The organism is Amycolatopsis sp. NPDC033938 (assembly GCF_055575975.1).
In genome coordinates this window covers 350,208-372,641 of record NZ_JBVIRO010000002.1, presented here as the reverse complement: position 1 = coordinate 372,641, position 22,434 = coordinate 350,208, and the positions used below count along the sequence as shown (strand labels likewise).

Annotated in this window: 23 protein-coding genes; 8 read left to right on the top strand and 15 right to left on the bottom strand. The window is 68.6% G+C overall.

Annotated features, from left to right (window positions below; translation table 11 throughout):
- Positions 1-115 precede the first annotated feature (115 nt).
- Positions 116-2,656, bottom strand: coding sequence for an alpha-glucan family phosphorylase (glgP, locus tag ACZ5ZX_RS08500; RefSeq protein ID WP_465501347.1), 2,541 nt, complete (start codon positions 2,654-2,656; stop codon positions 116-118).
- A gap of 138 nt (positions 2,657-2,794) precedes the next feature.
- Between glgP and ACZ5ZX_RS08495 the strand changes: the two genes are divergently transcribed.
- Positions 2,795-4,264, top strand: coding sequence for a neutral zinc metallopeptidase (locus ACZ5ZX_RS08495; protein WP_465501346.1), 1,470 nt, complete (start codon positions 2,795-2,797; stop codon positions 4,262-4,264).
- 104 nt (positions 4,265-4,368) lie between these two features.
- Here the strand turns inward: ACZ5ZX_RS08495 and ACZ5ZX_RS08490 are convergent, their stop codons facing one another.
- Positions 4,369-5,343 (bottom strand): tetratricopeptide repeat protein, encoded by a 975-nt coding sequence (locus ACZ5ZX_RS08490; RefSeq protein WP_465501345.1) that lies wholly within the window; start codon positions 5,341-5,343, stop codon positions 4,369-4,371.
- Positions 5,344-5,475: 132 nt separating this feature from the next.
- On the opposite strand from ACZ5ZX_RS08490, the gene ACZ5ZX_RS08485 reads away from it, so the two are divergent.
- Entirely contained in the window at positions 5,476-5,859 is a 384-nt protein-coding gene (locus ACZ5ZX_RS08485; protein ID WP_465501344.1) for a hypothetical protein, read from the top strand.
- Positions 5,860-5,873: 14 nt separating this feature from the next.
- Here ACZ5ZX_RS08485 and ACZ5ZX_RS08480 read toward each other — a convergent pair whose 3' ends face one another.
- Entirely contained in the window at positions 5,874-6,173 is a 300-nt protein-coding gene (locus tag ACZ5ZX_RS08480; protein WP_465501343.1) for a thiamine-binding protein, read from the bottom strand.
- Between the two features lie 87 nt (positions 6,174-6,260).
- Between ACZ5ZX_RS08480 and ACZ5ZX_RS08475 the strand changes: the two genes are divergently transcribed.
- On the top strand, positions 6,261-6,761 hold the full coding sequence (locus tag ACZ5ZX_RS08475; RefSeq protein ID WP_061982117.1) for a MarR family winged helix-turn-helix transcriptional regulator: 501 nt from the start codon (positions 6,261-6,263) through the stop codon (positions 6,759-6,761).
- A 74-nt stretch (positions 6,762-6,835) separates the two neighbouring features.
- On the opposite strand, the gene ACZ5ZX_RS08470 is transcribed toward ACZ5ZX_RS08475, so the two are convergent.
- The 11 genes from ACZ5ZX_RS08470 to ACZ5ZX_RS08420 all read right to left on the bottom strand — a co-directional run bounded on the left by ACZ5ZX_RS08470 (position 6,836) and on the right by ACZ5ZX_RS08420 (position 16,694).
- On the bottom strand, positions 6,836-7,204 hold the full coding sequence (locus ACZ5ZX_RS08470) for a DUF3817 domain-containing protein (protein ID WP_465501342.1): 369 nt from the start codon (positions 7,202-7,204) through the stop codon (positions 6,836-6,838).
- A 203-nt stretch (positions 7,205-7,407) separates the two neighbouring features.
- On the bottom strand, positions 7,408-9,795 hold the full coding sequence (locus ACZ5ZX_RS08465) for a GH92 family glycosyl hydrolase (RefSeq protein ID WP_465501341.1): 2,388 nt from the start codon (positions 9,793-9,795) through the stop codon (positions 7,408-7,410).
- A gap of 94 nt (positions 9,796-9,889) precedes the next feature.
- Positions 9,890-10,348 (bottom strand): hypothetical protein, encoded by a 459-nt coding sequence (locus tag ACZ5ZX_RS08460; RefSeq protein ID WP_465501340.1) that lies wholly within the window; start codon positions 10,346-10,348, stop codon positions 9,890-9,892.
- A 28-nt stretch (positions 10,349-10,376) separates the two neighbouring features.
- Positions 10,377-11,480: a hypothetical protein gene (locus ACZ5ZX_RS08455; RefSeq protein WP_465501339.1), complete on the bottom strand. Its 1,104-nt coding sequence runs from the start codon at positions 11,478-11,480 to the stop codon at positions 10,377-10,379.
- Between the two features lie 7 nt (positions 11,481-11,487).
- Positions 11,488-12,444 carry a hypothetical protein gene (locus ACZ5ZX_RS08450; protein WP_465501338.1) on the bottom strand — a complete coding sequence of 319 codons (957 nt, stop codon included), beginning with the start codon at positions 12,442-12,444 and terminating at the stop codon, positions 11,488-11,490.
- A 14-nt stretch (positions 12,445-12,458) separates the two neighbouring features.
- Positions 12,459-13,328, bottom strand: a complete 870-nt coding sequence (locus ACZ5ZX_RS08445; protein WP_465501337.1) for a phage distal tail protein — start codon at positions 13,326-13,328, stop codon at positions 12,459-12,461.
- On the bottom strand, positions 13,310-14,905 hold the full coding sequence (locus tag ACZ5ZX_RS08440; protein WP_465501336.1) for a phage tail protein: 1,596 nt from the start codon (positions 14,903-14,905) through the stop codon (positions 13,310-13,312). The genes ACZ5ZX_RS08445 and ACZ5ZX_RS08440 overlap by 19 nt, the downstream gene beginning before the upstream one ends.
- Positions 14,902-15,237 (bottom strand): hypothetical protein, encoded by a 336-nt coding sequence (locus ACZ5ZX_RS08435; protein WP_465501335.1) that lies wholly within the window; start codon positions 15,235-15,237, stop codon positions 14,902-14,904. The genes ACZ5ZX_RS08440 and ACZ5ZX_RS08435 overlap by 4 nt, the downstream gene beginning before the upstream one ends.
- 47 nt (positions 15,238-15,284) lie before the next feature.
- Positions 15,285-15,593, bottom strand: a complete 309-nt coding sequence (locus tag ACZ5ZX_RS08430; protein WP_125673574.1) for a hypothetical protein — start codon at positions 15,591-15,593, stop codon at positions 15,285-15,287.
- Positions 15,594-15,617: 24 nt separating this feature from the next.
- Positions 15,618-16,217, bottom strand: a complete 600-nt coding sequence (locus ACZ5ZX_RS08425) for a phage tail tube protein (protein WP_465501334.1) — start codon at positions 16,215-16,217, stop codon at positions 15,618-15,620.
- A 30-nt stretch (positions 16,218-16,247) separates the two neighbouring features.
- Positions 16,248-16,694 carry a hypothetical protein gene (locus ACZ5ZX_RS08420; RefSeq protein ID WP_465501333.1) on the bottom strand — a complete coding sequence of 149 codons (447 nt, stop codon included), beginning with the start codon at positions 16,692-16,694 and terminating at the stop codon, positions 16,248-16,250.
- Between the two features lie 272 nt (positions 16,695-16,966).
- Here ACZ5ZX_RS08420 and ACZ5ZX_RS08415 point away from each other — a divergent pair, with 272 nt between their 5' ends.
- The 5 genes from ACZ5ZX_RS08415 to ACZ5ZX_RS08395 are packed head-to-tail and all read left to right on the top strand — an operon-like array spanning position 16,967 to position 21,840.
- Positions 16,967-17,953 carry a LacI family DNA-binding transcriptional regulator gene (locus ACZ5ZX_RS08415; RefSeq protein WP_465501633.1) on the top strand — a complete coding sequence of 329 codons (987 nt, stop codon included), beginning with the start codon at positions 16,967-16,969 and terminating at the stop codon, positions 17,951-17,953.
- Positions 17,950-19,005, top strand: coding sequence for a class I mannose-6-phosphate isomerase (locus ACZ5ZX_RS08410; protein WP_465501332.1), 1,056 nt, complete (start codon positions 17,950-17,952; stop codon positions 19,003-19,005). The genes ACZ5ZX_RS08415 and ACZ5ZX_RS08410 overlap by 4 nt, the downstream gene beginning before the upstream one ends.
- The gene (locus tag ACZ5ZX_RS08405; protein ID WP_465501331.1) at positions 19,002-19,766 is read left to right on the top strand and encodes an ATP-binding cassette domain-containing protein; all 765 of its coding nucleotides are present in this window, start codon (positions 19,002-19,004) and stop codon (positions 19,764-19,766) included. The genes ACZ5ZX_RS08410 and ACZ5ZX_RS08405 overlap by 4 nt, the downstream gene beginning before the upstream one ends.
- The gene (locus ACZ5ZX_RS08400; protein WP_465501330.1) at positions 19,763-20,824 is read left to right on the top strand and encodes an ABC transporter permease; all 1,062 of its coding nucleotides are present in this window, start codon (positions 19,763-19,765) and stop codon (positions 20,822-20,824) included. The genes ACZ5ZX_RS08405 and ACZ5ZX_RS08400 overlap by 4 nt, the downstream gene beginning before the upstream one ends.
- A 26-nt stretch (positions 20,825-20,850) precedes the next feature.
- The gene (locus ACZ5ZX_RS08395; RefSeq protein WP_465501329.1) at positions 20,851-21,840 is read left to right on the top strand and encodes an ABC transporter substrate-binding protein; all 990 of its coding nucleotides are present in this window, start codon (positions 20,851-20,853) and stop codon (positions 21,838-21,840) included.
- A gap of 80 nt (positions 21,841-21,920) precedes the next feature.
- Here the strand turns inward: ACZ5ZX_RS08395 and ACZ5ZX_RS08390 are convergent, their stop codons facing one another.
- Positions 21,921-22,400 carry a hypothetical protein gene (locus ACZ5ZX_RS08390; RefSeq protein ID WP_465501328.1) on the bottom strand — a complete coding sequence of 160 codons (480 nt, stop codon included), beginning with the start codon at positions 22,398-22,400 and terminating at the stop codon, positions 21,921-21,923.
- Positions 22,401-22,434 lie beyond the last annotated feature (34 nt).

Sequence of the window (22,434 nt, the reverse complement as noted above, 5' to 3'; positions counted from 1 at the left end):
TCCTCCGATATTCGGGATAGGCCCGGCAAAGTCTATTTCACCTGCTTGTTTGTCATTGTTCGGCGGAAATCGAAGATCAGGGTTTTACTTTGTTCGGCACCGGCTTGACAGCCACTCAGGCCAGGACAACCCGCGCGAGTTCCGCCGGAGTCGCGAGCAACCGGTGTTTCGGCAGCACGCGGACGGTGTAGCCGATCGAGCCGGGGTGCGGCAGTTTCAGCCGCGCGGAGAACGCGCCGATCCCGTCGCCGGACATGCCGACGGTGACCGGTTCGCTCAGCTCGTCCCCGTCGCCGACCTTCCCGACCACGGCCTGGACGTCCACTTCGGACGGTTCGAGACCGGCGAGGTCGATCCGCGCCCGGATGGTCACCTCGGTCCCGGTGACCATCGGCGCGGCGTCCTCGACGAGCAGTTCGGTGTCGAAGATCCGCACACGCGGCCAGGCGACGTCGAGTTTGGTCCGGTAGTCGGCCAGCGACAGCGCGCCGCGGTACCCGTCACCCGTCGCCTCGGCGACCATCCGCGACGCGGGCAGATAGCCCGATTCGACGTACTCCCGCACCATGCGCGACGCCTGCACGCGCGGCCCGAGCGTCTCCAGCGTGTGCCACACCATCGACAGCCAGCCACCGGGCACACCGTCGGCGTCGCGGTCGTAGAACAGCGGCGCGATCTGGTGGCCCAGCAGGTCGTACAGCGCCGCGGCCTCCAGTTCGTCCCGGCGCAGCGGGTCGGTGACGCCGTCCGCGGTCGGGATCGCCCAGCCGTTGCTGCCGTCGTAGCACTCGTCCCACCAGCCGTCCCGGATGGACAGGTTGAGGCCGCCGTTGAGCGCGGACTTCATCCCCGAGGTCCCGCACGCCTCCAGCGGCCGCACCGGCGTGTTCAGCCAGACGTCGCAGCCGCGATAGAGGTAGCGCGCCATGGACATGTCGTAGTCCGGCAGGAACACGATCCGGCGCCGCACCTCGGGATCGTCGACGAACCGGACGATCTGCTGGATCAGCTGCTTGCCGCCCTCGTCGGCGGGATGCGACTTGCCGGCGACGACGAGCTGGATCGGGCGCTTCTCGTCCAGCAGCAGCGCGCGCAGGCGTTCCGGGTCGCGCAGCATCAGCGTCAGCCGTTTGTACGTCGGCACGCGGCGCGCGAAGCCGACGGTCAGCACGTCCGGGTCGAAGACCGTGTCGGTCCAGCCGAGTTCGAGCGCGGACGCGCCACGCTGCATCCACGCGGCCCGCACCCGGCGCCGGACCTCGGCGACCAGCTTCTCGCGCAGTTCACGCCGCAGTGCCCACAGCTGCTCGTCGCTGACGCCGTCGCGCAGCGGTTTGCCCTGGGTGCCGTCGAGGCCCCACTCCTCGTGGTTGCGGCCGAGCAGCGCGCTCAGTTCACGCGCCACCCAGGTGGGCCCGTGCACGCCGTTGGTGACCGACGAGACGGGCACCTCGTCGAAGTCGAAGCCGGGCCACAGCCGGGAGAACATCCGCCGCGACACCCTGCCGTGCAGCGCCGAGACGCCGTTCGCCCGCTGCGCGAGCCGCAATCCCATATGCGCCATGTTGAACAGGCCGGGGTTGTCCTCCGCGCCGAGCGCCAGCACGCGGCGCGGGTCGACGTCCGGGACGAGCCTGCCGTCGGTGAAGTACCGCTGGACGAGGTCGACGGGGAACCGGTCGATCCCGGCGCTGACCGGGGTGTGCGTGGTGAACACGGTGCCCGCGCGGACGGCGGGCAGCGCCTCGTCGAACGCCAGCCCGTCGGCCTGGATGATCTCCCGGGCGCGTTCCAGGCCGAGGAACCCGGCGTGGCCTTCGTTGGTGTGGAACACCTTCGGCTGCGGATGTCCGGTCAGCTCGCAGTAGCGCCGCACCGCGCGGAAGCCGCCGATCCCGGCCAGGATCTCCTGCCGGATGCGATGGTCGGCGTCGCCGCCGTAGAGCCGGTCGGTGACCGCGCGCAGGTCCTCGTCGTTGGCGTCGGTGTCGGTGTCCAGCAGCAGCAACGGGATCCGGCCGACGCGGGCCTTCCAGATCTGCGCGTGCAGGGTGCGCCCGGCGGGCATCGCGACGTCGACGAGCACCGGCTTCCCGCCGTCGGTCAGCAGCTCCAGCGGGAAGGCGTTGGGGTCGATCACCGGGTAGTGCTCGACCTGCCAGCCGTCGAGCGACAACGCCTGCCGGAAGTACCCGGCGCGGTAGAGCAGCCCGACACCGATCATCGGCACGCCGAGGTCGGACGCCGCCTTGAGATGGTCTCCGGCGAGCACGCCGAGGCCGCCGGAGTAGTTCGGCAGCGCCTCGGTGACGCCGAATTCCATCGAGAAGTACGCGACGGCCGACGGCAGCTCGGCGTCGTCCTGCTTCTGGTACCAGCGCGGCTCGGCGAGATAGCGGTCCAGATCGGCGACCGCCTCGCGCGCGTGGGCGAGGAAGGAGTCGTCGACGGCCAGTTCGTCGAGCCGGGCCGGTGGCAGGGCGGTGAGCATCCGCAGCGGATCGCGGACACGGTTGAACAGGTCCGCGTCCATCGACGCGAACAGGTCGCGGGTCGGCGGATGCCAGGTCCAGCGCAGATTCGTGGCGAGGTCACCGAGGCCGGAGAGCGACTCCGGCAGGCTCGCGCGGACGGTGAACCGGCGGACAGCTCTCATGAGGAGCGACCATATCGCCACGGTCCCCGCCCCGCTCAAGACCCACTTCGGGGATTACCTGCACGCGGGCCATAAGCGCTGGGTATGGTCCCTGCTTGCCGGAGTACGCGGCCCGGTCGGGGCCTTGATGATAAGCGAGTGAACATGATCCAAGGGGGAGTGCGGGGCTTGCGCCGCCCGGCTCTGATCGCGGTCGTGACGGTGCTGGCCCTCGGGCTGAGCGCTTGCGGCGACAAGGGAAGCTCGACCGGCAAGGACGGCAGCCAGCCGGGAGCCGGTGACATCGCCGGACTGCCGGTCACGCATTTCGAAAGCGGCCTGAAGCCGGACGCGCCCAAGCCGGATCTGCAGGTCCGCAACGAGGACGGGTCCGAAGACGACACGCTCGCCATCGCCGCGATCGCCGACGCGCAGACCTACTGGACCGAGGTCATGCCGCGTGACTTCGGCCAGCAGTACGAGCCGCTGAAGTCGCTGCTGTCCTACAGCGCGCGGTCCGACACCGAAGAAACCGAATGCGGCAGCGTCAAGGGCTTGGTCAACGCCTTCTACTGCCCGCCGGACGATTCGGTGGCGTGGGACCGCGGCGTGCTGCTGCCGATGCTGCGCGAACGGTTCGGGAAAATGGCGAGCGCCGTCGTGCTCGCGCACGAACTCGGCCACGCCGTGCAGTACCGGCTCGGCGAGAAGGCCAACATCAAGAAGAACACCCCCTCGATCGTCAAGGAGCAGCAGGCCGACTGCTTCGCCGGCGGCTACTTCCGCTGGGTCGCCGAGGACAAGAGCAAGTTCTACCGCGTCTCCACCTCCGAGGGCCTGAACCAGGTCATGGCGTCGCTGTTCCTGATCCGCGACCAGGCGGGCACCAGCGCGACGAAACAGGGCGCGCACGGCACGGCGTTCGACCGCACGTACGCGTTCCAGGTCGGGTTCGAGAAGGGCCCGAAGGAATGCGCGGCGATGAACGAGGAGAACATCAAGGCGCGGATCACCGAGCGCCCGTTCGACAAGGGTGACAAGGGCAAGGGCGACGCGAAGCTCGACGCCGAGATCGTCGGGATCCTGAAGAAGAGCCTCGACGAGGCCTTCAAGGGCGCCGGCGTCCCCGGCCCGGAGATCACCGAGGACGGCAACGGCAGCTGCCCCGGCGGCCCCAGCACCCCGCCCGCTTCGTACTGCGCGTCGAACAACACCGTCAGCATCGACATGGCCAAACTGCGCGAACTCGCCCAGCCGGTCGACCAGGAAGCCGAGTGGAAGAGCGGGCACAGCGAGGGCAAGGGCGACTTCGCCGCGTTCTCGGAAATCGCGTCCCGCTACGCGATGGGCATCCAGAAGGGTGTCGGCGCGTCGATCGACAACGCGAACGCCGGGCTGCGCACCGCCTGCCTGGTCGGCGCGTGGGCGAAGGCCAGCACGGTGCCCGGCGCGACCCTGCGGCTCTCGGCCGGCGACCTCGACGAGGCCATCTCGGATCTGCTGAGCCCGGAGAGCCTCGTCTCGGCCGACGTCAACGGCAAGCGCGTGGAGAACGGTTTCGAGCGGATCGAGGCGCTGCGGAAGGGCTACCTGGAGAGCTCCGCGGTGTGCTCGACCCAGTACGGCTGATCGTGAACGGCCCGGTGACGGGTCCTTGAAGTGCTATGAAAGGTCCTTTCCTTGCGAAATTTGCAAGGAAAGGACCTTTCATAGCATCCGGGGGTTGCGATACCTCAGTAAAGAGCGCTCGCCAGGTCCCGGCGCGCCTTCATGACGCGCTCGTCGGTCGGGTCGAACAGGTCGAACAGCGCCACCAGGTGCTCCCGCACCTTGTTGCGGTCGTCGCCCGCGGTACGCCGCACGGCCGCGACCAGCCGCGCGAAACCCGCCTCCGGCTGCTGCCCGGCGACCTCGAGGTCGGCCGCGGCGAGCTGGGCGTCGAGGTCGGCCGGGTCCGCGTCGGCCTTCGCGATCGCGTCCGGGCCGGCGGCCTCGGCGCGCGCGGTGAACTTGACCTGCGCGAGCGCGGTCTTCGCCTCCTCGTTCGCCGGCTCGACGTCGAGGATGCGCTCGTAGGCCGCCTGCGCCGCGGCGAAGTCACCGCGTTCGAAGGCCTCCTCGGCCTCGGTGAAGCGCGGGTCCTCCGGCTGTTCGACGCCGCCGCCGTTCTCCTCGGCCGCCTTGATCCCGGGCAGCCGGTCGCGCAGCGCGTCGAGCAGTGAACCGAGCCACTTGCGGATCTCGGGTTCGGGCAGCGCGCCCGAGAACGCGTCGACCGGCTGGCCGCCGCCGATGGCGATGACCGTCGGGATCGACTGCGCGCCGAAAAGCTGCGCGATGCGCGGGTTCGCGTCGACGTCCACCTTCGCGAGCACCCAGGCACCGCCGGACTCGGCGGCGAGGCGCTCCAGCACCGGGCTGAGCTGCTTGCACGGCCCGCACCATTCGGCCCACAGGTCGACGACCACCAGCTGCTGCAGGGATCGCTCGACGACCTCGGCCTGGAAGGTCGCTTCGGTGACTTCGATCACGGCGCCGCCCGCTGCCGGGCCGGGCTGTGCGGCGCCGTCCGATGAGGGCCGCGGTGGCGCCGGGGGCTGTTTCTGAGTCGCTTCGGCTCGTGCCTTGAGTGCGGAAAGGTCGACCGCGCCGGAAAGCGCGGCGGACATCGCCGCCGTCTTCGCTGCTGATCCGCGTGGGTGTGTCACGGTTCCATCCTGGCACGCATCGCCGAGCGTTTCACCGCAGGTGCCCCCGGCTGCCCGCTTGGCAGGACGGGTCCGTTCCGGCAGGCTCGCTGCGAGGGGGTGATCGACATTCCGACACGCAGGACGGCCACGGTGGTCGCCGCGATCGCCATCGCCGTCACCTGGGTGGCCGTGATCACCGTCCTGATCGCCCATCAGCCCGACCCCGGTGTCGGCAGTCCAGGGCAGCTCCGGGAGGACCTCGCCACCGCGCTCAACCGGCACGACGTCGAGGCCCTCTCCGAGCTCATCGACTATCCGCCCGCGTCGGCGGACGACTTCGCGAAGTCCTACATCGACGCGTTGGCGGGCCGCGGTGCGCACGACGTCACGGTGAAGTTCGCGCCGAACGATCTCGCGCCGACTTCGGCGACCGTCAGCGGGAAACTGGGCGACGGCAGTTCCTTCGGTTATCCGGTGGCCATCGCGGTCAAGGACAAGCTGTGGATGGTCTCCTTCACCCCACCGCTCCCCTGACGAAAGCGCCTGGGCTACTCGCTCAGGTGCTTCTCGACGCGCTCCACCTTCGCGGTCAGCTGCCCTTCGTAACCCGGCCGGATGTCGGCCTTGAGCACCAGCCCGACCCGCGACGAGCCTTCACCCGCGGCTTCGACGGCCCGTTTGACGACGTCCATGACCTCGTCCCAGGAGCCCTCGATGTTGGTGAACATGGCGTTGGTCGAATTCGGCAGGCCGGACTCGCGCACCACCTTCACCGCGCGGGCGACCGCTTCGCTGACCCCGCCGTCTTCCTCGGTCGCGGACGGGCTGACACTGAAGGCCACGATCATGTTCTGCTCCTCGTTCAGACACTTTTCCCACGCATAACACCCGGTCGTGCGGCATGGCACGGGTACCCGCTGGTAACTTCGAACGTCATGAGCCGTCCGTTGCCGTTCGACCCGATCGCCCGCGCGGCGCAGCTGTGGGAGGCCCGTATCGGGCCGTCCTCCACCATGGCCGCGGTGACCGGGATCATGCGCGTGCAGCAGATCATCCAGTCCGCGGTGGACGGTGCCCTCAAACCGCACGGGCTGACGTTCGCCCGGTACGAGGCACTGGTCCTGCTGACCTTCGCCCGCGCGTCCAGCCTGCCGATGCGGGTGATGGGCGAGCGGCTGCAGCTGCATCCGACGAGCGTCACCAACATCGTGGACAGGCTCGAAAAAGACGGTCTGGTCAAGCGGGTCCCGCATCCGACCGACCGCCGCACCACCTTGGTCGAGATCACCGAAGAAGGCCGCGTACGCCGCGAAGAGGCCACCAAGGCGGTCACCGAGATCGACTTCGGGCTGACCGGGCTCACCGGCAAGCAGACCGAGCAGCTGACCGACCTGCTCACCAAGGTCCGCAAGGCCACCGGCGACTTCACCGAATAACCCCGGAAGCGCGTGAAGGCCCCCTTCCCTCGGTTGAGCCGAGGGAAGGGGGCCTTCACGCGCTTAAAGGAAGATCAGGCGGCGGCAGCGGTCTCCGGGGTGCGGGCGAACAGGCCGACACCGCCGTGCGACAGCCGCTGCGGGCCGTCGAGCTTGCCGTTGCGCAGCGCCCAGGACTCGAACAGCCAGGTGAACAGCGGCGGGATGCTGGAGAGCAGCGCGAGGATCAGGGTCTTCGGGCGCCAGCCGAGCGGCTTCGCCACGGAGAGGGAGACCAGCACGTAGAGGACGAACACGACGCCGTGCACCATGCCGAGGACGGGAACGCCGCCCTCGGCGAGCTTGACGGCGTACTTGAGGAACATCCCGACCAGCAGCCCGGCCCACGAGAGGGCTTCGGCTACCGCGGCCACGCGGAATACTAGAGCGGCCTTGCTGGACACTTTCTCCTCCTGTGGGGTCTCACCACTATGCGTACACACATGACTACGTCCGACTAGCACTGTCCAAGGCGGACTCGCCAAGAACGTCAACAGCGCTGTCGGACGTGGTAATACCAGTGTGAGGCGTGACGGCCCTCACCGGAACACCGGGGGCCGTGATGCTCCTCACGACCCCCGGTGCGAACCGGTCTAAACCAGTCGGATCACCCGGCGCACGGCGATTTCGGCGCGCCTTCGGGACCGGTCGCCCAGGTGGCCTTCGCCGGATCGTCCGTGAGGCGGAAGTCCAAAGTGGTCCCCCGCGTCAACTGTTCCAAACCGACATATGCCCGCTGTGACCCGGATCCCAGTCCCTGGACGTACTGGAGCTTCGACGCGTCGGCGCCGTCGGCCTTGATCGTGATGTCGCGACCGTTCTCCAGATGCACCACCGACTTCTCGAACCGCGGCGCGTTGAGCACGAACTGCCCCGTCCCGGGTACGGCCGGATAGAGGCCCAGCGCGCTGAAGACGTACCACGCGGACATGGTCCCGAGGTCGTCGTTCCCGGTGACACCGTTCGGCGCGTTGGTGAACAACGTGTGCGCGGCACGCACCACGGCCGAGGTCTTCCACGGCTGCCCGGTCAGCGTGTACATCCAGGGCGAGTGCAGATCCGGCTCGTTGTTCGGGTTGTAGCGGAACTGGTTGTAGTAGTTGTACGGGCCGACGACCCATTCCTCGCGCACGGTCTTCGCCGGATCCTTGACCAGATCCCCGTAGGCGAAGAAGTCGTCGAGCCGCTTGCCGACGTTCTCCTTGCCGCCCATGCGGTCGACCAGGCCGGGGACGTCCTGCTGGGTCAGCCACTGGTACTGCCACGACGTGCCTTCGTGGAATCCGTCCTGGCTCTGCGGGTCGAACGGCTTGCCCGCCGGACTGAACCATGCGCCGCCTTCGAGCTTGGGCCGGTAGAACCCGGTGAAGCCGCGGTCGGTCACCGAGGAATCCCACAGCGTGCGATAGCTCCGTCCCTTGTCCGCCAAGGCCTTCGCGTCGTCCTTCTTGCCGAGCCCGGCGGCCATGATGGACAGTGAGCAGTCCGCGAGCGCGTATTCCAAGGTGGCCGAAGCACCGTGGTTCGGGTCGGTGTCCTGGCCCTTCTTCGGGAAGTCCTTGTCGTACTGGACGAAGCCGTCCTTCTGATAGCTCGCGTTGCCCGAACGGCCTTGGAACGGCGACGACGCGGGCGGGATCTCCCGCGAGTTCTGCAGAAGTGCCTGGTACGCCTTCAGTTCCTGCCCCGACAACGCACCGAACCGCCACAGGTCGACGAGGAACGGCGTGACCGGGTCGCCGGTCATCGTGTTCGTCTCCTGGTTCGCGTACGCCCACCGCGGCAGCCAGCCGCCCTGGTCGTGGATCGCGAGCACGGACTTGGCGACGTCCTTCGCCCGCGACGGCCGCAGCAGGGCGAGCAACTGGTTCTGCGTGCGGTAGGTGTCCCACAGCGAGAAGAACTCGTAGTACGTCCAGCCCAGCGCGCGATGGATCTTGTCGTCGAACCCGCGGTAGCGGCCGTCGGCGTCGTTGCCCGTCAACGGTTGCAGCAGCGCGTGATAGAGCGAGGTGTAGAACACCGTGCGGTCGTCCTTCGCCGCGCCGCGGATGTCCACTGAGGACAATTCCTTGCGCCAGGCGCGCTGGGCGCCGTCGCGGACCGCGTCGAACGAACGGTTCTTCTCGGACGCGAGGTTGAGCCGGGCACCGGAAGCGTCCACATGGGAGATCGCCGTCGTCGCGGTGACCTGCCCGCCGTCGAAGGTCAGCCAAGCGCCACGCAGTCCCTCGCCGCCGGAGGACTCCTTCGAACCGGGAGCACCGCCGGTCGGCGACCAGGTGCCGAACGCTTTGAACGGCTTGTCGAACGTGGTGGTGAACCAGGTCTTGTACGGCTTCCCGCCGCAGAACGCCTGGGACTCCACCATCCCTTCGACCGTCCGGTCCCCGACGACGCGGATCTGGCTCGCCGTCACCGGCTCCTTGTCATTGGCCTGACCGACGTTGACGAAGACGTTCGCGTCACCGGACTTCGCGAAGGTGTACCGCTCGACACCGGTCCGCGTGGTCGCCGTGGTCTCCGCGTCGACGCCGCCGTAGCCGGTGAGCCGCACCTTGTAGTAGCCGGGTTTCCCGACCTCGCCCTCGTGCGTGTACGGCGAGGCGTACCGCTTGTGGTCGAACGTCTCGGGTTTGCCCGTGTCGAACGCCGCGCCGGGGCCGACCGCGCCGGTGGTGGGCAGGGTCGACACGAGGCCGCCCTGCTCCCAGCAACCCGCGCCGGACAGGAAGAAATGCCCGAAGCCGCGGATCGCGGTGTCGTCGTAGCGATAGCCGGCGTAATGCGACGAGATGGGACTGACCTGCGTCATCCCGAAAGGCGCCGAAGCGCCGGGGAAGGTGTTCCCGTCGTCCTTGGTGCCGATGAAGGTGTTGACCGCGTCCACGGGGTCGCCGCCGGGCGCCGCCGCCGCGACGGGCGTGAAAAGCCCGGCCGGGACGACGAGCGCGGTGAGCAACCCGGCGACGCGGGTCGAAGTGCGTGCAGGCATGGGAAAGGCCGCCTCCTGACAACGTTGTCGCTGCCCGCTCACCTTCGACAAGAACCGACCGCCCGGTCAAGAGGTCCGTCAAACCCTGTCCGATTCAGGACAGCGGAACCACGAAGGCGGCGACGCGGACCGCGCCCGGCCCCGACTGCCGCAGCCCTTCCAGGACGATCTCGGTCAGCTCGTCCTCGATGTCCAATTCGACCAGCTCGCGGGAGACGTCCTCGCCCGCGCCCAGCTCGGTGGCCAGCGAATCGCCGTCGATCAGCAGGCGCACGCGACCCACGGTCCCCGCACCCGCGACGGTCTCGATGATCAGCCGTACCCGGCCAGGCGTGACGAAGGCACGCAGCAGGGGTTCCCACTCCGTGGACTCCGTGCCGGGCCAGTCCGACGGCCGCGCGGGGGCGAACGGCTCGCCCAGCGCGATACCCGCCGGGGCCGCGGCGGCCATCGCCATCGCGACCCGCGGCGCGCCGGCCTCCAGCAACCGGAGCCGTCGCTGGATCTCGCGCAGCTCCGACACCAGCGTGTCGGGTTGGTAGACCTTGCTCATACCGCCTCCGGCCGGGAAGGGAACGCGCTCATCCGGTACCCAGTATCGGTGCCACGGTCAGCACGACCTCCTCCTGCCCGGCGTCGTCGCCGGGAGTGACGGAAAGGCCGAGGATCCGGACGGTGACGTCGAGCAGGTCTCCGGCGAAGAAGGGGTCGTCGACGAGCACCCGAGCGTCGTCGCCGACCGAGTACGAGCCGACGACCGGATCGAGATCCGCCCGCACGGTCAGTTCGGGCAGCACCACCGGTCGCCGCCGGACGGAGAGTTCACCGGCCACATGCGCCGCCAGCAGGGCGGCGTCGGCGGTGTCCAGCTGTGGCGCGGTGGCCTCCAGCAGCGGCCAGCCCGCCGCGGACGCGGTCGGATCGGCGCGGATCACCGGCGCGCCCGTCTGCCCGCTCGCGGTCCCGAGCACGCGCGTCGCCATACTCGCCGCGTCGCTCGGCCAGGTGAAGTCGATCAGGTTCGCGCCGTACTCCCAGACATGCGGTCCGCCCGGCTGCCCGAGCCGGGGGTGGCCGAACCGCAGGAAACGCTCGATCGCCCCGCTCCCGTCGTAGCGGACGTCGAAGGTGAAGTCGAACCCGTCGTCGGCACCCGCGAGATCCCGCAGCACCTCGGCGACCGCCTTGGCTTCGGCCGGCGCGTAGCTCACCGTCCGCGCGACCCCCGAAGCGGTGGCACCGAGGAAGGTCACTCCGAGATCACCGTCCACATGGGACTGCGCGAGGCCGACGACGCCCCGCGCCACAGTGATCTGGTCGGTACTGGTGAAGGTCACGGGCTTGGTCGGATCGGCCGGGTCGAGCACGAGCCGATGGTCGAAATAGGACAGGAAATCCGACGCGCCGAGCTCCAGCGTGCCCTTGGCCGCGGAGTACCGGCTCGTCCAGACGATGCCGCCCCACAACAGATCTCCGTCGCGATCGACGTAGATCGCCGTCCGGCCGGGTTCGGTCAGCACCCGCGGCTCCCGTGCCCGCAGCACCGGGTCGTCGACCCGCACCTGCCCTCGCAGGGTCCCGGTGTCGTTGAGCTTCTTGTCGAACGACACCCCCGACAGCGGCAGTTCGTCCAGGATCGTGCCCTCGCGAAGATCCGCGATGAGGTAGGTGTACGTCGTGCCCATCGGGTGCCTACGAGTAGGTGGCGAAGGTCAGGGAGTCGAGGCTCATCCACCCCGCGTTGCCGGTGCTGGCGATCACCGTCCCATCGGGCATGATGTCCACCCTGCCGATCGTGTCGGGTGCGGTGCTGATCGGCAGCAGCCAGCGCCCGGCGGGGCGGAAGCCCGGTGGCAGCGTGAAGATCGCCTTGTCCAAGGTGCCCGACCGCACCAGCCCGCGCAGCCGCACCCAGCCGTCGTCCATCAGCGTGTACGCGGCGGTGTTGAACCCGGAACCGTAGTTCTGCCAGCCGTTCTGCAGGGTGGCCGCATGCCAGGTGTCGCCGCGTGGCGGCCGGTAGGCGACCCAGGCGCCCCCTTTCTTGACCTGGAGCTGGCCGGTGTCGAGCCGGTAGACGAACTGGCTGCCGTGTGCGGGCCCGACCGGCGGGAGGTCGGCTTCGCCGCGCACCGGGAGGATCGCCCCCGCCGCCGCGGTGAACTGCCGTTTGTCCACAAGCGACGGTCCCGGCACGCTCCCCGCCGGCGGGACGGTGATCTCGGCGAGCACGAGGTAGGGACTTCCCGACGGCACCGGGCGCACCGGCGTCGCGGAGTTCTCCCCGGCGTAGAGGGTGACCGCGAACCGGCCGTCGGAGGTGATCTCGGCGACCACCAGATCGATCCGGCGCAGTGACGCGTGCTGCGCGCCGAACGCGAGTTCCCTCGCCGCGTCGAGGGTGACGATGTAGGCGCCGTCACCGGGTTTCGCCGGATCGGCGAGCACGGCCTGGAACGGGTTGACCGTGACCTTGTTGCTCGCCAGTACGCAGTTGCCTGGAGTGCCGGCGCTGTCGCGGATCCCCGGCCGTACCCGGAGCGGATCGAGGGCGTCACCGATGCCTTGCGCCTGCACGAGCGCGCCGGTGACCAGCCTCGCGTCAGCGGCTTCGACCCCGTTTCCCCAGCCTGGACGCCGTTCTGCCATCGCCGTTGCCTCCCCTAGATCCAGGCGTCGCGCCAGCTCACGGTGAGCCTCCCGGACGCCGAGTCGTCGAACGAATCGAAACCGATCGTGGTGCTGCCGGGCGGGAAACCGAACCATCGCGACCTCGGCAGCAGCGCCGCGCGCCGCGACGCCCCGCCGAGGAAGACGGTCCTCGCCCCGGCGTCGACCACGAGCACGTCCCCCTCTCCGAGGCTCAAGGAGAACGCGAGCCGCTGGCCGCCGGAGTCGTTGCGGATCACCGGCTGCGTGCAGGGTCCGGTGATCGTCCACAGTGGCCACGCGGTGGCGGTGCCCGCGTTGGTGACCGCGATCACGCCGTCGACGGATTCCCCGAACGCCAGCGGAAAGGTGAGCGGGAACGTCAGTCCGGTGCCCGGTCGCGGCAGCCCGCAGGACTCCTCGTGGACGCCGGAGCCGTACCGCAGCGGATCCGGTGCGACCAGCTGGACGGAAAAGTCGAAACTGACCGGCGTCGTGTCCACCACCTTGGTGCCCGCGGTGAGCCGGACCAGCGCGCGCCGGGTCACCGTCCGTTCGGCGACGGCGAATTCGGCGAGTGCCGAACCGTCGGCGAGCACCGCCGCCAGCCGGTCCTTCGCCCGCTCGCGGGCGTCCTCGTCCGGCGCGACGGCCGTGCCCTCCAAGGTGATCACCCTCGCCGACCGGAACGAGGGCGCGTCGAAACTGCCGTCACGCTGGGGACGGTCGGAAAGTTCGAGCCGCACTCCCGGCGCGCTGGACCAGCCGTCCTCTTTGGTCACCCACCATTCGACACCGTCACCGTCGACCGTGTTACCCGCCCAGCCGTCCACTGTGTACGTGGGCAAGGCGAGGACGCTTTCGGCTACCGCTTCGCCGCCCATGCCACCTCCCTGGCCGCCACCCGGCCGATCTCGTATTCCGACTGGCCCGCCCTCGGATGCACGTTGACCGTCACCGCGGCGGCCGCCTCCCGCACCGCCGCGGCCCGGCCGAGCGGTCCGGTCACGGTCGCGGCGAGTGTCGTGCTCAACGCGGCCATGGCGGGTTTGATGGTCGCCGAATTCGGGACAGGCACGAGTTTCTTCATCGCGGTGGAGACCTTGTCGCCGGTCCCGTCGATGCCGACGATCAGTCCTTCGCCGATGTTCCTGCCGATCCCGGCCATCACCTGCGACGGGGAGAAGATCTTGAGGAAGCTCTTGATCGGACCGGGGATCTTGTCGACGATGAAGTTCTTGATCGCGGACAGGATGTTCCCGGCCATGTCCCGGATACCGCTGATGAACCCGGTGATCAGCGATTTCCCGGCGCCGTACAGCGTGCGGCCGATGTTGCCGAGCGCGCCGACGATCTTCCCCGGCAGGCCGCGGACGAAGCCGATGACGCCGGAGATCGCCGAACTGACCGCGTCCTTGGCCTGGTTGAACGCGTTCCGGACGATGCCGACCACCTGACCGACCCCGCGGATCGTGCCGACCACGAACTTGATCGCGCCGGAGATGATCGACCGCACCGCGTTGAACACCGTCGTGACGACGGTCCTGACGACCGTGAAGTAGGTGGTGACGTAGGTCCGGATGACCGTCACCGCGACCTGGATGACCTTGGCGACGTAGGGCCAGACCACGGAAATGATGTTCCGCACCACGTTCACCGCGCCGACGACGACGTTCTTGACCGCGGTGAAGACGGCGTTGACGATGTTCCGGAACGTCGTACTCCGGTTGTAGGCCAGGATGACCGCGCCGACGAGCAGGGTGATCGCCGTGATGATCAGGCCGATCGGGTTGAGCCGCATGACCACGTTCAGCAGCGTCTGCGCGATCGCCCACAACCTCGTCGCCACGGCGACGACCCGTTGCGCGACGGTCTGCGCGATCGTTCTGGCGGTCGCGATCGCCGACGCGGCGGCGTTCTTCGCGGTGGCGACCGTCAGCTTGATCATTTCCCGGGCTCCGGCGGCCGCGGCGACCGCCAGTCCGCGGACCCCGGTCGCGAACCTGCTGAGCCCCGATCCCGCCCCGGAAAGCGCGGCCGCCCCCGCGCCGCGAAGGTTGGTGGCCAGTCGTCCGACGGACTGCCCCGCGCTCGCCGCCGCCTTGCCCGCACTGGTCATCGCTGACGTGGCGGTGCCTTTGGCCGAGGTGGCCAGCCCGGACACCGCCCGTCCCGCCTCCGTGGCCTTGGATCCGATGGTGCCGAAGGCCTTGGACGCACCGCTCGCCAGCCCGCCGACCGCGTCCTTGATGTCCTTGATGCTCTTGAGCTGGATCCCGCTGAGATCGACCTTGATCGCCTGTGCGTCGGCCTTGATGCCCTGGGCGTCCGCCTTCACGTACTGGGCGCTCGCCTTGACGTTCTTCGCGAACTCGACGAGCCCTTTGCCGATCTCGTCGGCCACCTTCTTGAACCCGCCGACGATGTCGGTCGCCGGGATCGGGGCGATCGGCATGCTCACCGGCCACCTCCCGGCACCGGCGCGCCGAAGAAGGCGGCGAGCTGCTCAGGCGTTGTCGCCACGACCTCTTCCTCCCCTTCGACACCCGGCCTCGGCACCGGACGCGGCCGCTCCGGCCGTTCGGCGTTCTCGTCGGCATTCGCGGAGACGAACAGCCAGTTGCCGACGGCCAGTTCGTCGACCGCGCCGGCGAGCAGATGTTCGGCGATGCCCCAGTCGGCGACGTCGCCGTGCAGCGCGCGCACCAGCGCGGACTCCCTCGGCAGATGCCGGATCAGCACCCGCAGGCGTCTCGCGGAAAGCCGGCCGCGGTAGTAGTCGAGTAAATCCACCCGGTAGAACCGGAGAAGATCGGCTTCGACGGCCTCGCCGTGCTCCTTCAGGAGCTCGTCGAGGCCGAAGATTCCCCCAGCGACATGCCGGTGTCGCGCCCGTACGCCTCCAGCAGCGCCTGGACGTCCTGCACCGAAACGGCGTGTTCGTCGAGCCGCTTGAACTGCTCGTCGCCGAGCAGGACCTGCAAGAGACCGTCCAAATCGGACGGATCGAGCGCGGCGAGCCTGCCGACGGAATCCCTCGGCAGCTCGGTCGGCAGCGAGAAGGTCTCGCCGTCGAGTTCGAATTCCCACCGCTCGCCGAGCGCTTCGAGCCGTTGCGCGCGTGCGGCGTTGACGTTGTACTTCGCCATTTCCGGTGTTCCCCCTGGCTCTGCTTACGCGGGCTGTTCTTCGGGCTCGTTCTCGGTCTCGGCCGCCGACGGCGCGGCGGCGTTCATCGACCACTGCGCCAGCGGTTCGAACTTGTTGTCCTTGATCGGCGTCAGCGCGGTGAAGGTGACGCCGAGTTTGATCGCCGAGGTCCTCGTCACCGACGTTTCATCGGTTTCGGTGACCACTCCGCGCGGGATGTAGAACCGGTGCCGCACGGTGGGCCCGTCGCTGAACTCGATGCCGAGCGCGCGTTCGTCGACCCGCGGTGCCGCGTCGATGTTGAAGACGTTCGGGGTGGCGGGCGCCGGTGAGCTGAAGAAGAAGGTCAGCGTGTCGCTGTTGATCTGCAGGAGGGCGAACTTCACCGAGAAGTCGCGGTCGCTGAACACGTAGCGGATCGCCGCCACCGATTGCCAGGTGTCGACCGGATCGAGCTTGTCCTTCTTGACGAACTTGACCCCGTCGGAACTGGTGTAGCCGAGGTTCACCCACGGTGCCGCCCAGTCCTTGGTGAAATCCGCCGGAGCGGGTGTGTGCGCGGGTGCCACGAACAGGGATCCGGTCCCCGCCACCCGGATCTCGCTGGCGTTCAGTCCTGGCATGAGAGCCCCTCCCAGTCTCAGCCGGCCCGGTCAGGCCGGTCTTTGTCTGATCACGAGCAGGAACCGGTACTTCATGAGGTACCGGGCGGCGTTGGAGAATCTGCGGTCGAGCGAAAAGCACGGCCCCTGGAGCTCGGTCGTGTCGGGCAGGACGACGTCGTCCGCCAGCGCCACCCCGGTGATCAACGGCAGCACCCCGCGCACGGCCAAGGCGAGCGTGTGCGCGGCGGGCTTGTCCGGTCCGTAGCAGTCGATCCGCACTTCCGCGTGGTCGAGCAGATCGTCGTCGGCGAAATGACCGCCGAGCCGGGTGAGCACGACCGCGCGCTGTGTCCCGTCGAAACCCGGCGGAGGCAGCGATCCGATGGGGACTCCGGTCAGCTCCGGCCGGCTTTTGAGATACCCGGACACGACGCTTTCCACGTTCGGGAACACCAGCGGCCGCACCTGCGCCATGGCCGAAACCGTGCTCCCCATCCCCCACTCGCCTCCCCCGTGGCCCACAGGAATGTGACCAAGGTAACTCAGTGATCTTGTGGCGTAAGGGGCCGTTCGGGCGAAGGTGCCCTCACCGGACGGCGCACGGACGGTCACTAGGACGTCGTAACGGTTCGAACTCGGAAAGCGGTTCCCCGGCGAACCGGGCATTGACATCATCGCGTCGCTCAAGTTCAATTCCCGCCACTATGACAACGTTGTCTTCCAGCGGCCCGGACAACGGCCACCGCACCACCAGCCGACGGGCCACGATGAGCGACGTGGCCCGGCTCGCGGGCGTGAGCATCAAGACCGTCTCGCGGGTAGTGAACGACGAGCCCGCCGTCCATCCGGACACCGCGGAGCGCGTCATGGCGGCGATCGAGCAGCTCGGGTTCCGGCGCAACCTCGGCGCGCGGAATCTGCGGCGCGGCTCGACGACCGGGACGATCGGCCTGATCGTCGAGGACGTCGGGAACCCCTTCTACTCGGAACTCAACCGGGCGGTCGAACGCATCGCGACCTCGTTCGGGCGGCAGGTGCTGACCGGTTCGTCGGAGGAGAACTCCGATCGCGAACGCGAGCTGGTCCTCGAGTTCTGTTCCCGCCGCGTCGACGGCATCCTGGTCGTCCCGGCCGGGATGCAGCACGGCTACCTGGTGCCCGAGATGCGCGCGGGCACGCCCGTGGTGTTCCTCGACCGGCCGGCCGGCGACATCGTGGCCGACACCGTGCTGGTCGACAACATCGGCGGCACCATCGAAGCGGTCGCCCACCTCGCGAAACACGGCCACCGCCGGATCGCGTTCCTCGCCGACAGCCCGGACATCTTCACCGCGGGTGAACGACTGCGCGGATTCCGGGAAGGCTGCGTCCGCAACGGGATCCCCTACGACGAGAGCCTCGTCGTGATGCGGACGCCGACGGCCGAGAGCGTCGGCGACGCCGTGCGCCGGCTGCTCACCGGGCCGAATCCGGCCACCGCGGTGGTCGCGGGCAACAACCGGGTCGCCGTGCACCTGCTGCGCGCGCTCGCACACGCCGGAAAGCGGCCCGCGATGATCAGCTTCGACGACTTCGAGCTGGCGGATCTGCTGGATCCGCCGGTTTCCGTGATCGCGCACGACGTGAGCGCCTTGGGCCGGGCGGCTGCGGAACTGCTGTTCGCCCGGGTCCAGGGAGATCAATCCGCACCGAGAAAGGTAGTTCTGCCCGTGCATCTCGTAGCCCGCGGTTCCGGGGAGGTCGCCCCGTCATGAGCGGCCACCTCTCACCGATCCGCCTGCCGGCGAACCAGCCGCCGCAGTTCTACCGCGGCGGCGACGCCATCGCGGCGCTGCGGGGCGCGTCGTCCGAATCCAAATACGGCCCGGAGGACTGGGTCGGCTCGGCAACCACGATGTTCGGCCAGGAGACCAACGGCCTGACCAAACTCCCCGACGGGGTCTGGCTGCGCGACGCCGTCCGCGAGAACCCTTCCGCCTGGCTCGGCGCCAAACACGTCGAGGCGCTCGGCGACTCGACCGGCCTGCTGGTGAAACTGCTCGACGCCGGCCAGCGCCTGCCGGTGCACTTCCACCCCTCGGACGCCTTCGCCCGGCGGCATTTCGACTCGCATTTCGGCAAGACCGAGGCGTGGATCGTGGTCGGCACCTATGGCGACGACCCGCGCGTCTACCCGGGTTTCCAGGACACGGTCGACAAGGCGACGGTCAACGAATGGGCCCGCACCCAGGACGCGCCCGCCATGCTCGAAGCCTTGAACAGCGTGGCCGTCACGCCCGGTGACACGGTCTACATCCCGGCCGGCCTGCCGCACGCGATCGGCGAGGGCGTGTTCGTCGTCGAACTCCAGCAGCCGACCGACTTCTCGCTGACCCTGGAGTGGCGCGACTTCCTGGCGAACCCGGAGAAGGCGCATCTCGGGATCGGGTTCGAAACCGCCATCGAGACACTGGACACCTCGGGCTGGGACGAAGAACGGCTTGGCTCGATCATCAAACGCACCGCCGGCGACGAAGCGTCCACTGTGGACCTGCTCGCCGACGGCAGCGACGCGTACTTCCGCGCCGACCGGCTCCGTCCCGCTGCTTCCGGTAGGTCGACAACGTTGTCACTCGACCCGTCGTTCGCGGTACTGGTCGTCATGGACGGTTCGGGGACGCTCCGCACCGAACACGGCGGCGAGTACGCACTGGGCAAGGGCGAGACCTACGTAGTCCCGCACGACGCCGGTCAGGCAAGCGTGGAGGGCGACGTCACGGTCATCCGCTGCAGGCCGCCGGCACCGGAGAAGAGGGAGCGATCGTGAGCGAACTCCTGCTCGACGCACAGGACCTGGTCAAACGCTACGGCTCGGTGGAAGCGCTGCGCGGCGCGTCGTTCCAGGCGCGGGCCGGTGAGGTCACCGCGCTGATCGGCGACAACGGCGCCGGGAAGTCCACTTTGGTCAAATGCCTGTCCGGCGCGGAACAGCCGACGTCCGGCAAGATCCTGCTCGACGGCTCCGAGGTTGTGCTGGACTCCCCCACCACGGCCCGGCGGATGGGGATCGAGACGGTGTACCAGGACCTCGCGGTCGCACCGGAACTCGATCCGGCCGCGAATCTCTTCCTCGGCAGGGAGATCCACCGCAAGGGGATCCTCGGCAAACTGGGGATGCTGGACAAGAAGGAAATGCGCCGCCAGGCCGTGGAGGAGTTCCAGCGGCTCGGCGTGACCTTGCAAAGTCCCGACGTCCCGATCGGCTCGTTGTCCGGTGGGCAGCGGCAGAGCGTCGCGGTCGCGCGCTCGGTCGTGTGGGCCTCGAAGGTCGTGTTCATGGACGAGCCGACGGCCGCGCTCGGCGTGGTGCAGCGCGAACGTGTGCTGGACGTGATCAAGAAGGTGCGGGACAAGGGCATCGCCGTCGTGTTGATCAGCCACAACATGCCGGAGGTGCTTTCGGTGTCCGACCGCATCGAAGTACTGCGGCTCGGCAAGCGCGTCGCCCGGTTCACCGGCGCCGACACGAAACTCGAAGACCTGGTCGCCGCCATGACCGGGGCGCTCGTACAAGAGGAGGCGGCGTGACCGTGTCCACTCCGGCGAAGAAGGACCCCGGGATCCAGACCACTGTGGACGGTGGTTTCGGCAAACGCTCGATCGGCCAGCGGCTGATCGGGGCCAACACCTTCTGGATCGCGCTGGTGCTGCTGGCGCTCGTCATCGTGTTCACCGCGATCGCGCCCGCCGAATTCGCGACGCTGTTCACCTTCCAGACGCTGCTCATCGAGACCTCGGTGCTGCTGGTGCTCTCGGTCGGCATGACGTTCGTGATCATCACCTCGGGGATCGACCTCTCGGTCGGTTCCGTGCTGATCTTCGCGGGCATGGTGGCGGGCAAGACGATGGAGGCGCTGAGCCCGGACGGCGACGCGACCAAGGCAGGCTGGGGCGTCATCACCGCCGGGCTCGTGGCGGCGGTCGTCGCGGGCACGATCTGGGGCCTCATCAACGGTTTCCTGATCGCGGTGGCCAACATCCCGCCGCTGATCGTCACGCTCGGCACGATGGGTGCCGCGCTCGGTGCCGCGTACCTGCTGAACAACGGCTCCGACGTGCGCAGTGTGCCGACCGAGCTCAACAAGACGCTCGGCTACGGGACCTCGTTCGGCGGGGTGCCGAACCTGGTGCTGGTGGCCGTGGTGATCACGCTGATCGGTGCCTGGCTGTTGCACACCACCAAATTCGGCCGCTACACCTTCGCCGTCGGCTCCAACGCCGAGGGCGCGCGCCGGGCGGGGATCGGGGTGACCGCGCATCTGCTGAAGGTGTACACGCTCACCGGTTTCCTCGCCGGTGTCGCCGGTTTTCTGTCGCTGGCGTACTACGCGTCGACGACTATTTCGGCGCACACCACGGACAACCTCAACGCCATCGCCGCCACGGTGATGGGTGGCACGAGCCTCTTCGGCGGTGTCGGTTCGGTGCTGGGCACGGTGATCGGCGTGTTCATCCCGGCCGTGCTGAAGAAGGGCTTCAACATCACGCACGTCCAGGACTTCTGGCAGATGATCGCGGTCGGCGCGGTGCTGATCGCCGCGGTCTGGTTCGACCAGCGGCGCCGTCGTCGCCGCAATTCTCGATGATTCCTACGCACAAAGAGGTGCATCCCATGAAGAAGACCCTGCTCGTCACCGGTGCCGCCGTTTCCGCGGCCCTCCTGCTGACCGCCTGCGGCGGTGGCACCGTCGGCGGATCGTCGTCGGGCGACTCCGGCGCCAAGACCACCAGCAAGAAACTGTCCCTGATCCCGGGGGTGCAGGCCGAGCCGTTCTACATCTCGATGCAGTGCGGAGCCGAGGCCGAGGCCAAGAAGGCCGGTTACGAGATCACCACGCAGGCGCCGCAGAAGTTCGACGCCGCCATGCAGACACAGCTCGTCAACGCACTGGGCTCCAACCCGCCCGCCGCGCTCCTGATCGCGCCGACCGACGCGCAGGCGATGCTCGCGCCGATCCAGCAGGTCAAGGGCCGCGGCGCGAAGATCATCGAGGTCGACACCGCGCTGAAGGACACCAGCGTGGCGGAGTCGTCCATCTCCTCGGACAACGCCGAGGGCGGCAAGCTCGCCGCCAAGACGATGGCGGAACTGGCCGTGGGCAAGACCGGTTCGGTGCTGGTGCTCGACACCATCGCGGGTACCTCGACCACGAACACCCGCGCGAAGGGTTTCGAGGACGAGCTGAAGAACTACCCGAACCTGAAGTCGGCGGGCGTGCAGTTCACCCAGAACGAGCCGGACCAGGCCGCGTCCAAGGTGACCGCCGCGCTGGCGTCCACGCCGGACCTGATCGGCATCTTCGCGACGAACCTCAACACAGGTGAGGGCGCCGCGACCGGCCTGCGGAACGCGGGCAAGATCGGCGCGGTCAACCTGATCGGCTTCGACGCTTCGCCGTCGGAGATCGAGGGGCTGAAGAAGGGCGAGTACCAGGGCCTCATCGCGCAGGACCCGGCCGCCATCGGGCAGCAGGGTGTGCAGCAGGCCATCGCGGCGCTGGAGGGTAAGCCGGTCACGCGCAACCTGACCGCTTCGCTGCACTCCATCACCAAGGCGAACATGGACGCTAACGCGCAGTACTTCTACAAGCAGAGCTGCTGACGCGCTTCGGTAATGCCATGAAAGGTCCTTTCCTTGCAAATTTTGCAAGGAAAGGACCTTTCATGGCGTTCGGGACCCACTCACTCCGCGAGCTCGACCACTCCAGCAGGTGCGAAGAGCGTGAGAGCCGCATACAGCCTGGCGCCCCCACCCAGGTGACCCAGCGCGTACGCGTACTCGTCACCCTCAAGAAGGAAATCCGGTCCCGACCCGGTCCATTCGAGCCGGTAGTGCCACCAGTGCGTCCACCGCCCCACCCGCCGCTTCTCCCGCCACACCCGCAGCCGCGTCACCTCGGTCCACCGGACCTCGAAGACCTCCGGAACCGAGAACCCCGCGGCGGAAATCACCAGTGACCCCGCCGACCGCCGCAGCCCGAGCAGGATCAGCCCCGCGAAACCCACGCTGAGCAGGCCGAACACCACCCCGGGGATCGAGCGCGAAAACAGCGACACGACGACGGCCACCAAACCGCCCGCGCCGAAGACCACGAAACCCACCCACGCGAGCCGCCGCATCACGACGTCCAGGCGCAGCACCACGGCATCCCCAACGACCATGCCCGGAGCGTAACCGCCGAAACCACGCACCGAC

Coding starts and splice junctions, on each gene's coding strand:
- ACZ5ZX_RS08445 (WP_465501337.1), bottom strand. CDS start 13,328: ATGGGCGGCGAAGCGGTAGCCGAAAGCGTCCTCGCCTTGCCCACGTAC.
- ACZ5ZX_RS08420 (WP_465501333.1), bottom strand. CDS start 16,694: ATGGGGAGCACGGTTTCGGCCATGGCGCAGGTGCGGCCGCTGGTGTTC.
- ACZ5ZX_RS08455 (WP_465501339.1), bottom strand. CDS start 11,480: ATGGGCACGACGTACACCTACCTCATCGCGGATCTTCGCGAGGGCACG.
- ACZ5ZX_RS08425 (WP_465501334.1), bottom strand. CDS start 16,217: ATGCCAGGACTGAACGCCAGCGAGATCCGGGTGGCGGGGACCGGATCC.
- ACZ5ZX_RS08450 (WP_465501338.1), bottom strand. CDS start 12,444: ATGGCAGAACGGCGTCCAGGCTGGGGAAACGGGGTCGAAGCCGCTGAC.
- ACZ5ZX_RS08475 (WP_061982117.1), top strand. CDS start 6,261: ATGAGCCGTCCGTTGCCGTTCGACCCGATCGCCCGCGCGGCGCAGCTG.
- glgP (WP_465501347.1), bottom strand. CDS start 2,656: ATGAGAGCTGTCCGCCGGTTCACCGTCCGCGCGAGCCTGCCGGAGTCG.
- ACZ5ZX_RS08460 (WP_465501340.1), bottom strand. CDS start 10,348: ATGAGCAAGGTCTACCAACCCGACACGCTGGTGTCGGAGCTGCGCGAG.
- ACZ5ZX_RS08465 (WP_465501341.1), bottom strand. CDS start 9,795: ATGCCTGCACGCACTTCGACCCGCGTCGCCGGGTTGCTCACCGCGCTC.
- ACZ5ZX_RS08415 (WP_465501633.1), top strand. CDS start 16,967: ATGAGCGACGTGGCCCGGCTCGCGGGCGTGAGCATCAAGACCGTCTCG.
- ACZ5ZX_RS08430 (WP_125673574.1), bottom strand. CDS start 15,593: ATGGCGAAGTACAACGTCAACGCCGCACGCGCGCAACGGCTCGAAGCG.
- ACZ5ZX_RS08410 (WP_465501332.1), top strand. CDS start 17,950: ATGAGCGGCCACCTCTCACCGATCCGCCTGCCGGCGAACCAGCCGCCG.
- ACZ5ZX_RS08480 (WP_465501343.1), bottom strand. CDS start 6,173: ATGATCGTGGCCTTCAGTGTCAGCCCGTCCGCGACCGAGGAAGACGGC.
- ACZ5ZX_RS08390 (WP_465501328.1), bottom strand. CDS start 22,400: ATGGTCGTTGGGGATGCCGTGGTGCTGCGCCTGGACGTCGTGATGCGG.
- ACZ5ZX_RS08395 (WP_465501329.1), top strand. CDS start 20,851: ATGAAGAAGACCCTGCTCGTCACCGGTGCCGCCGTTTCCGCGGCCCTC.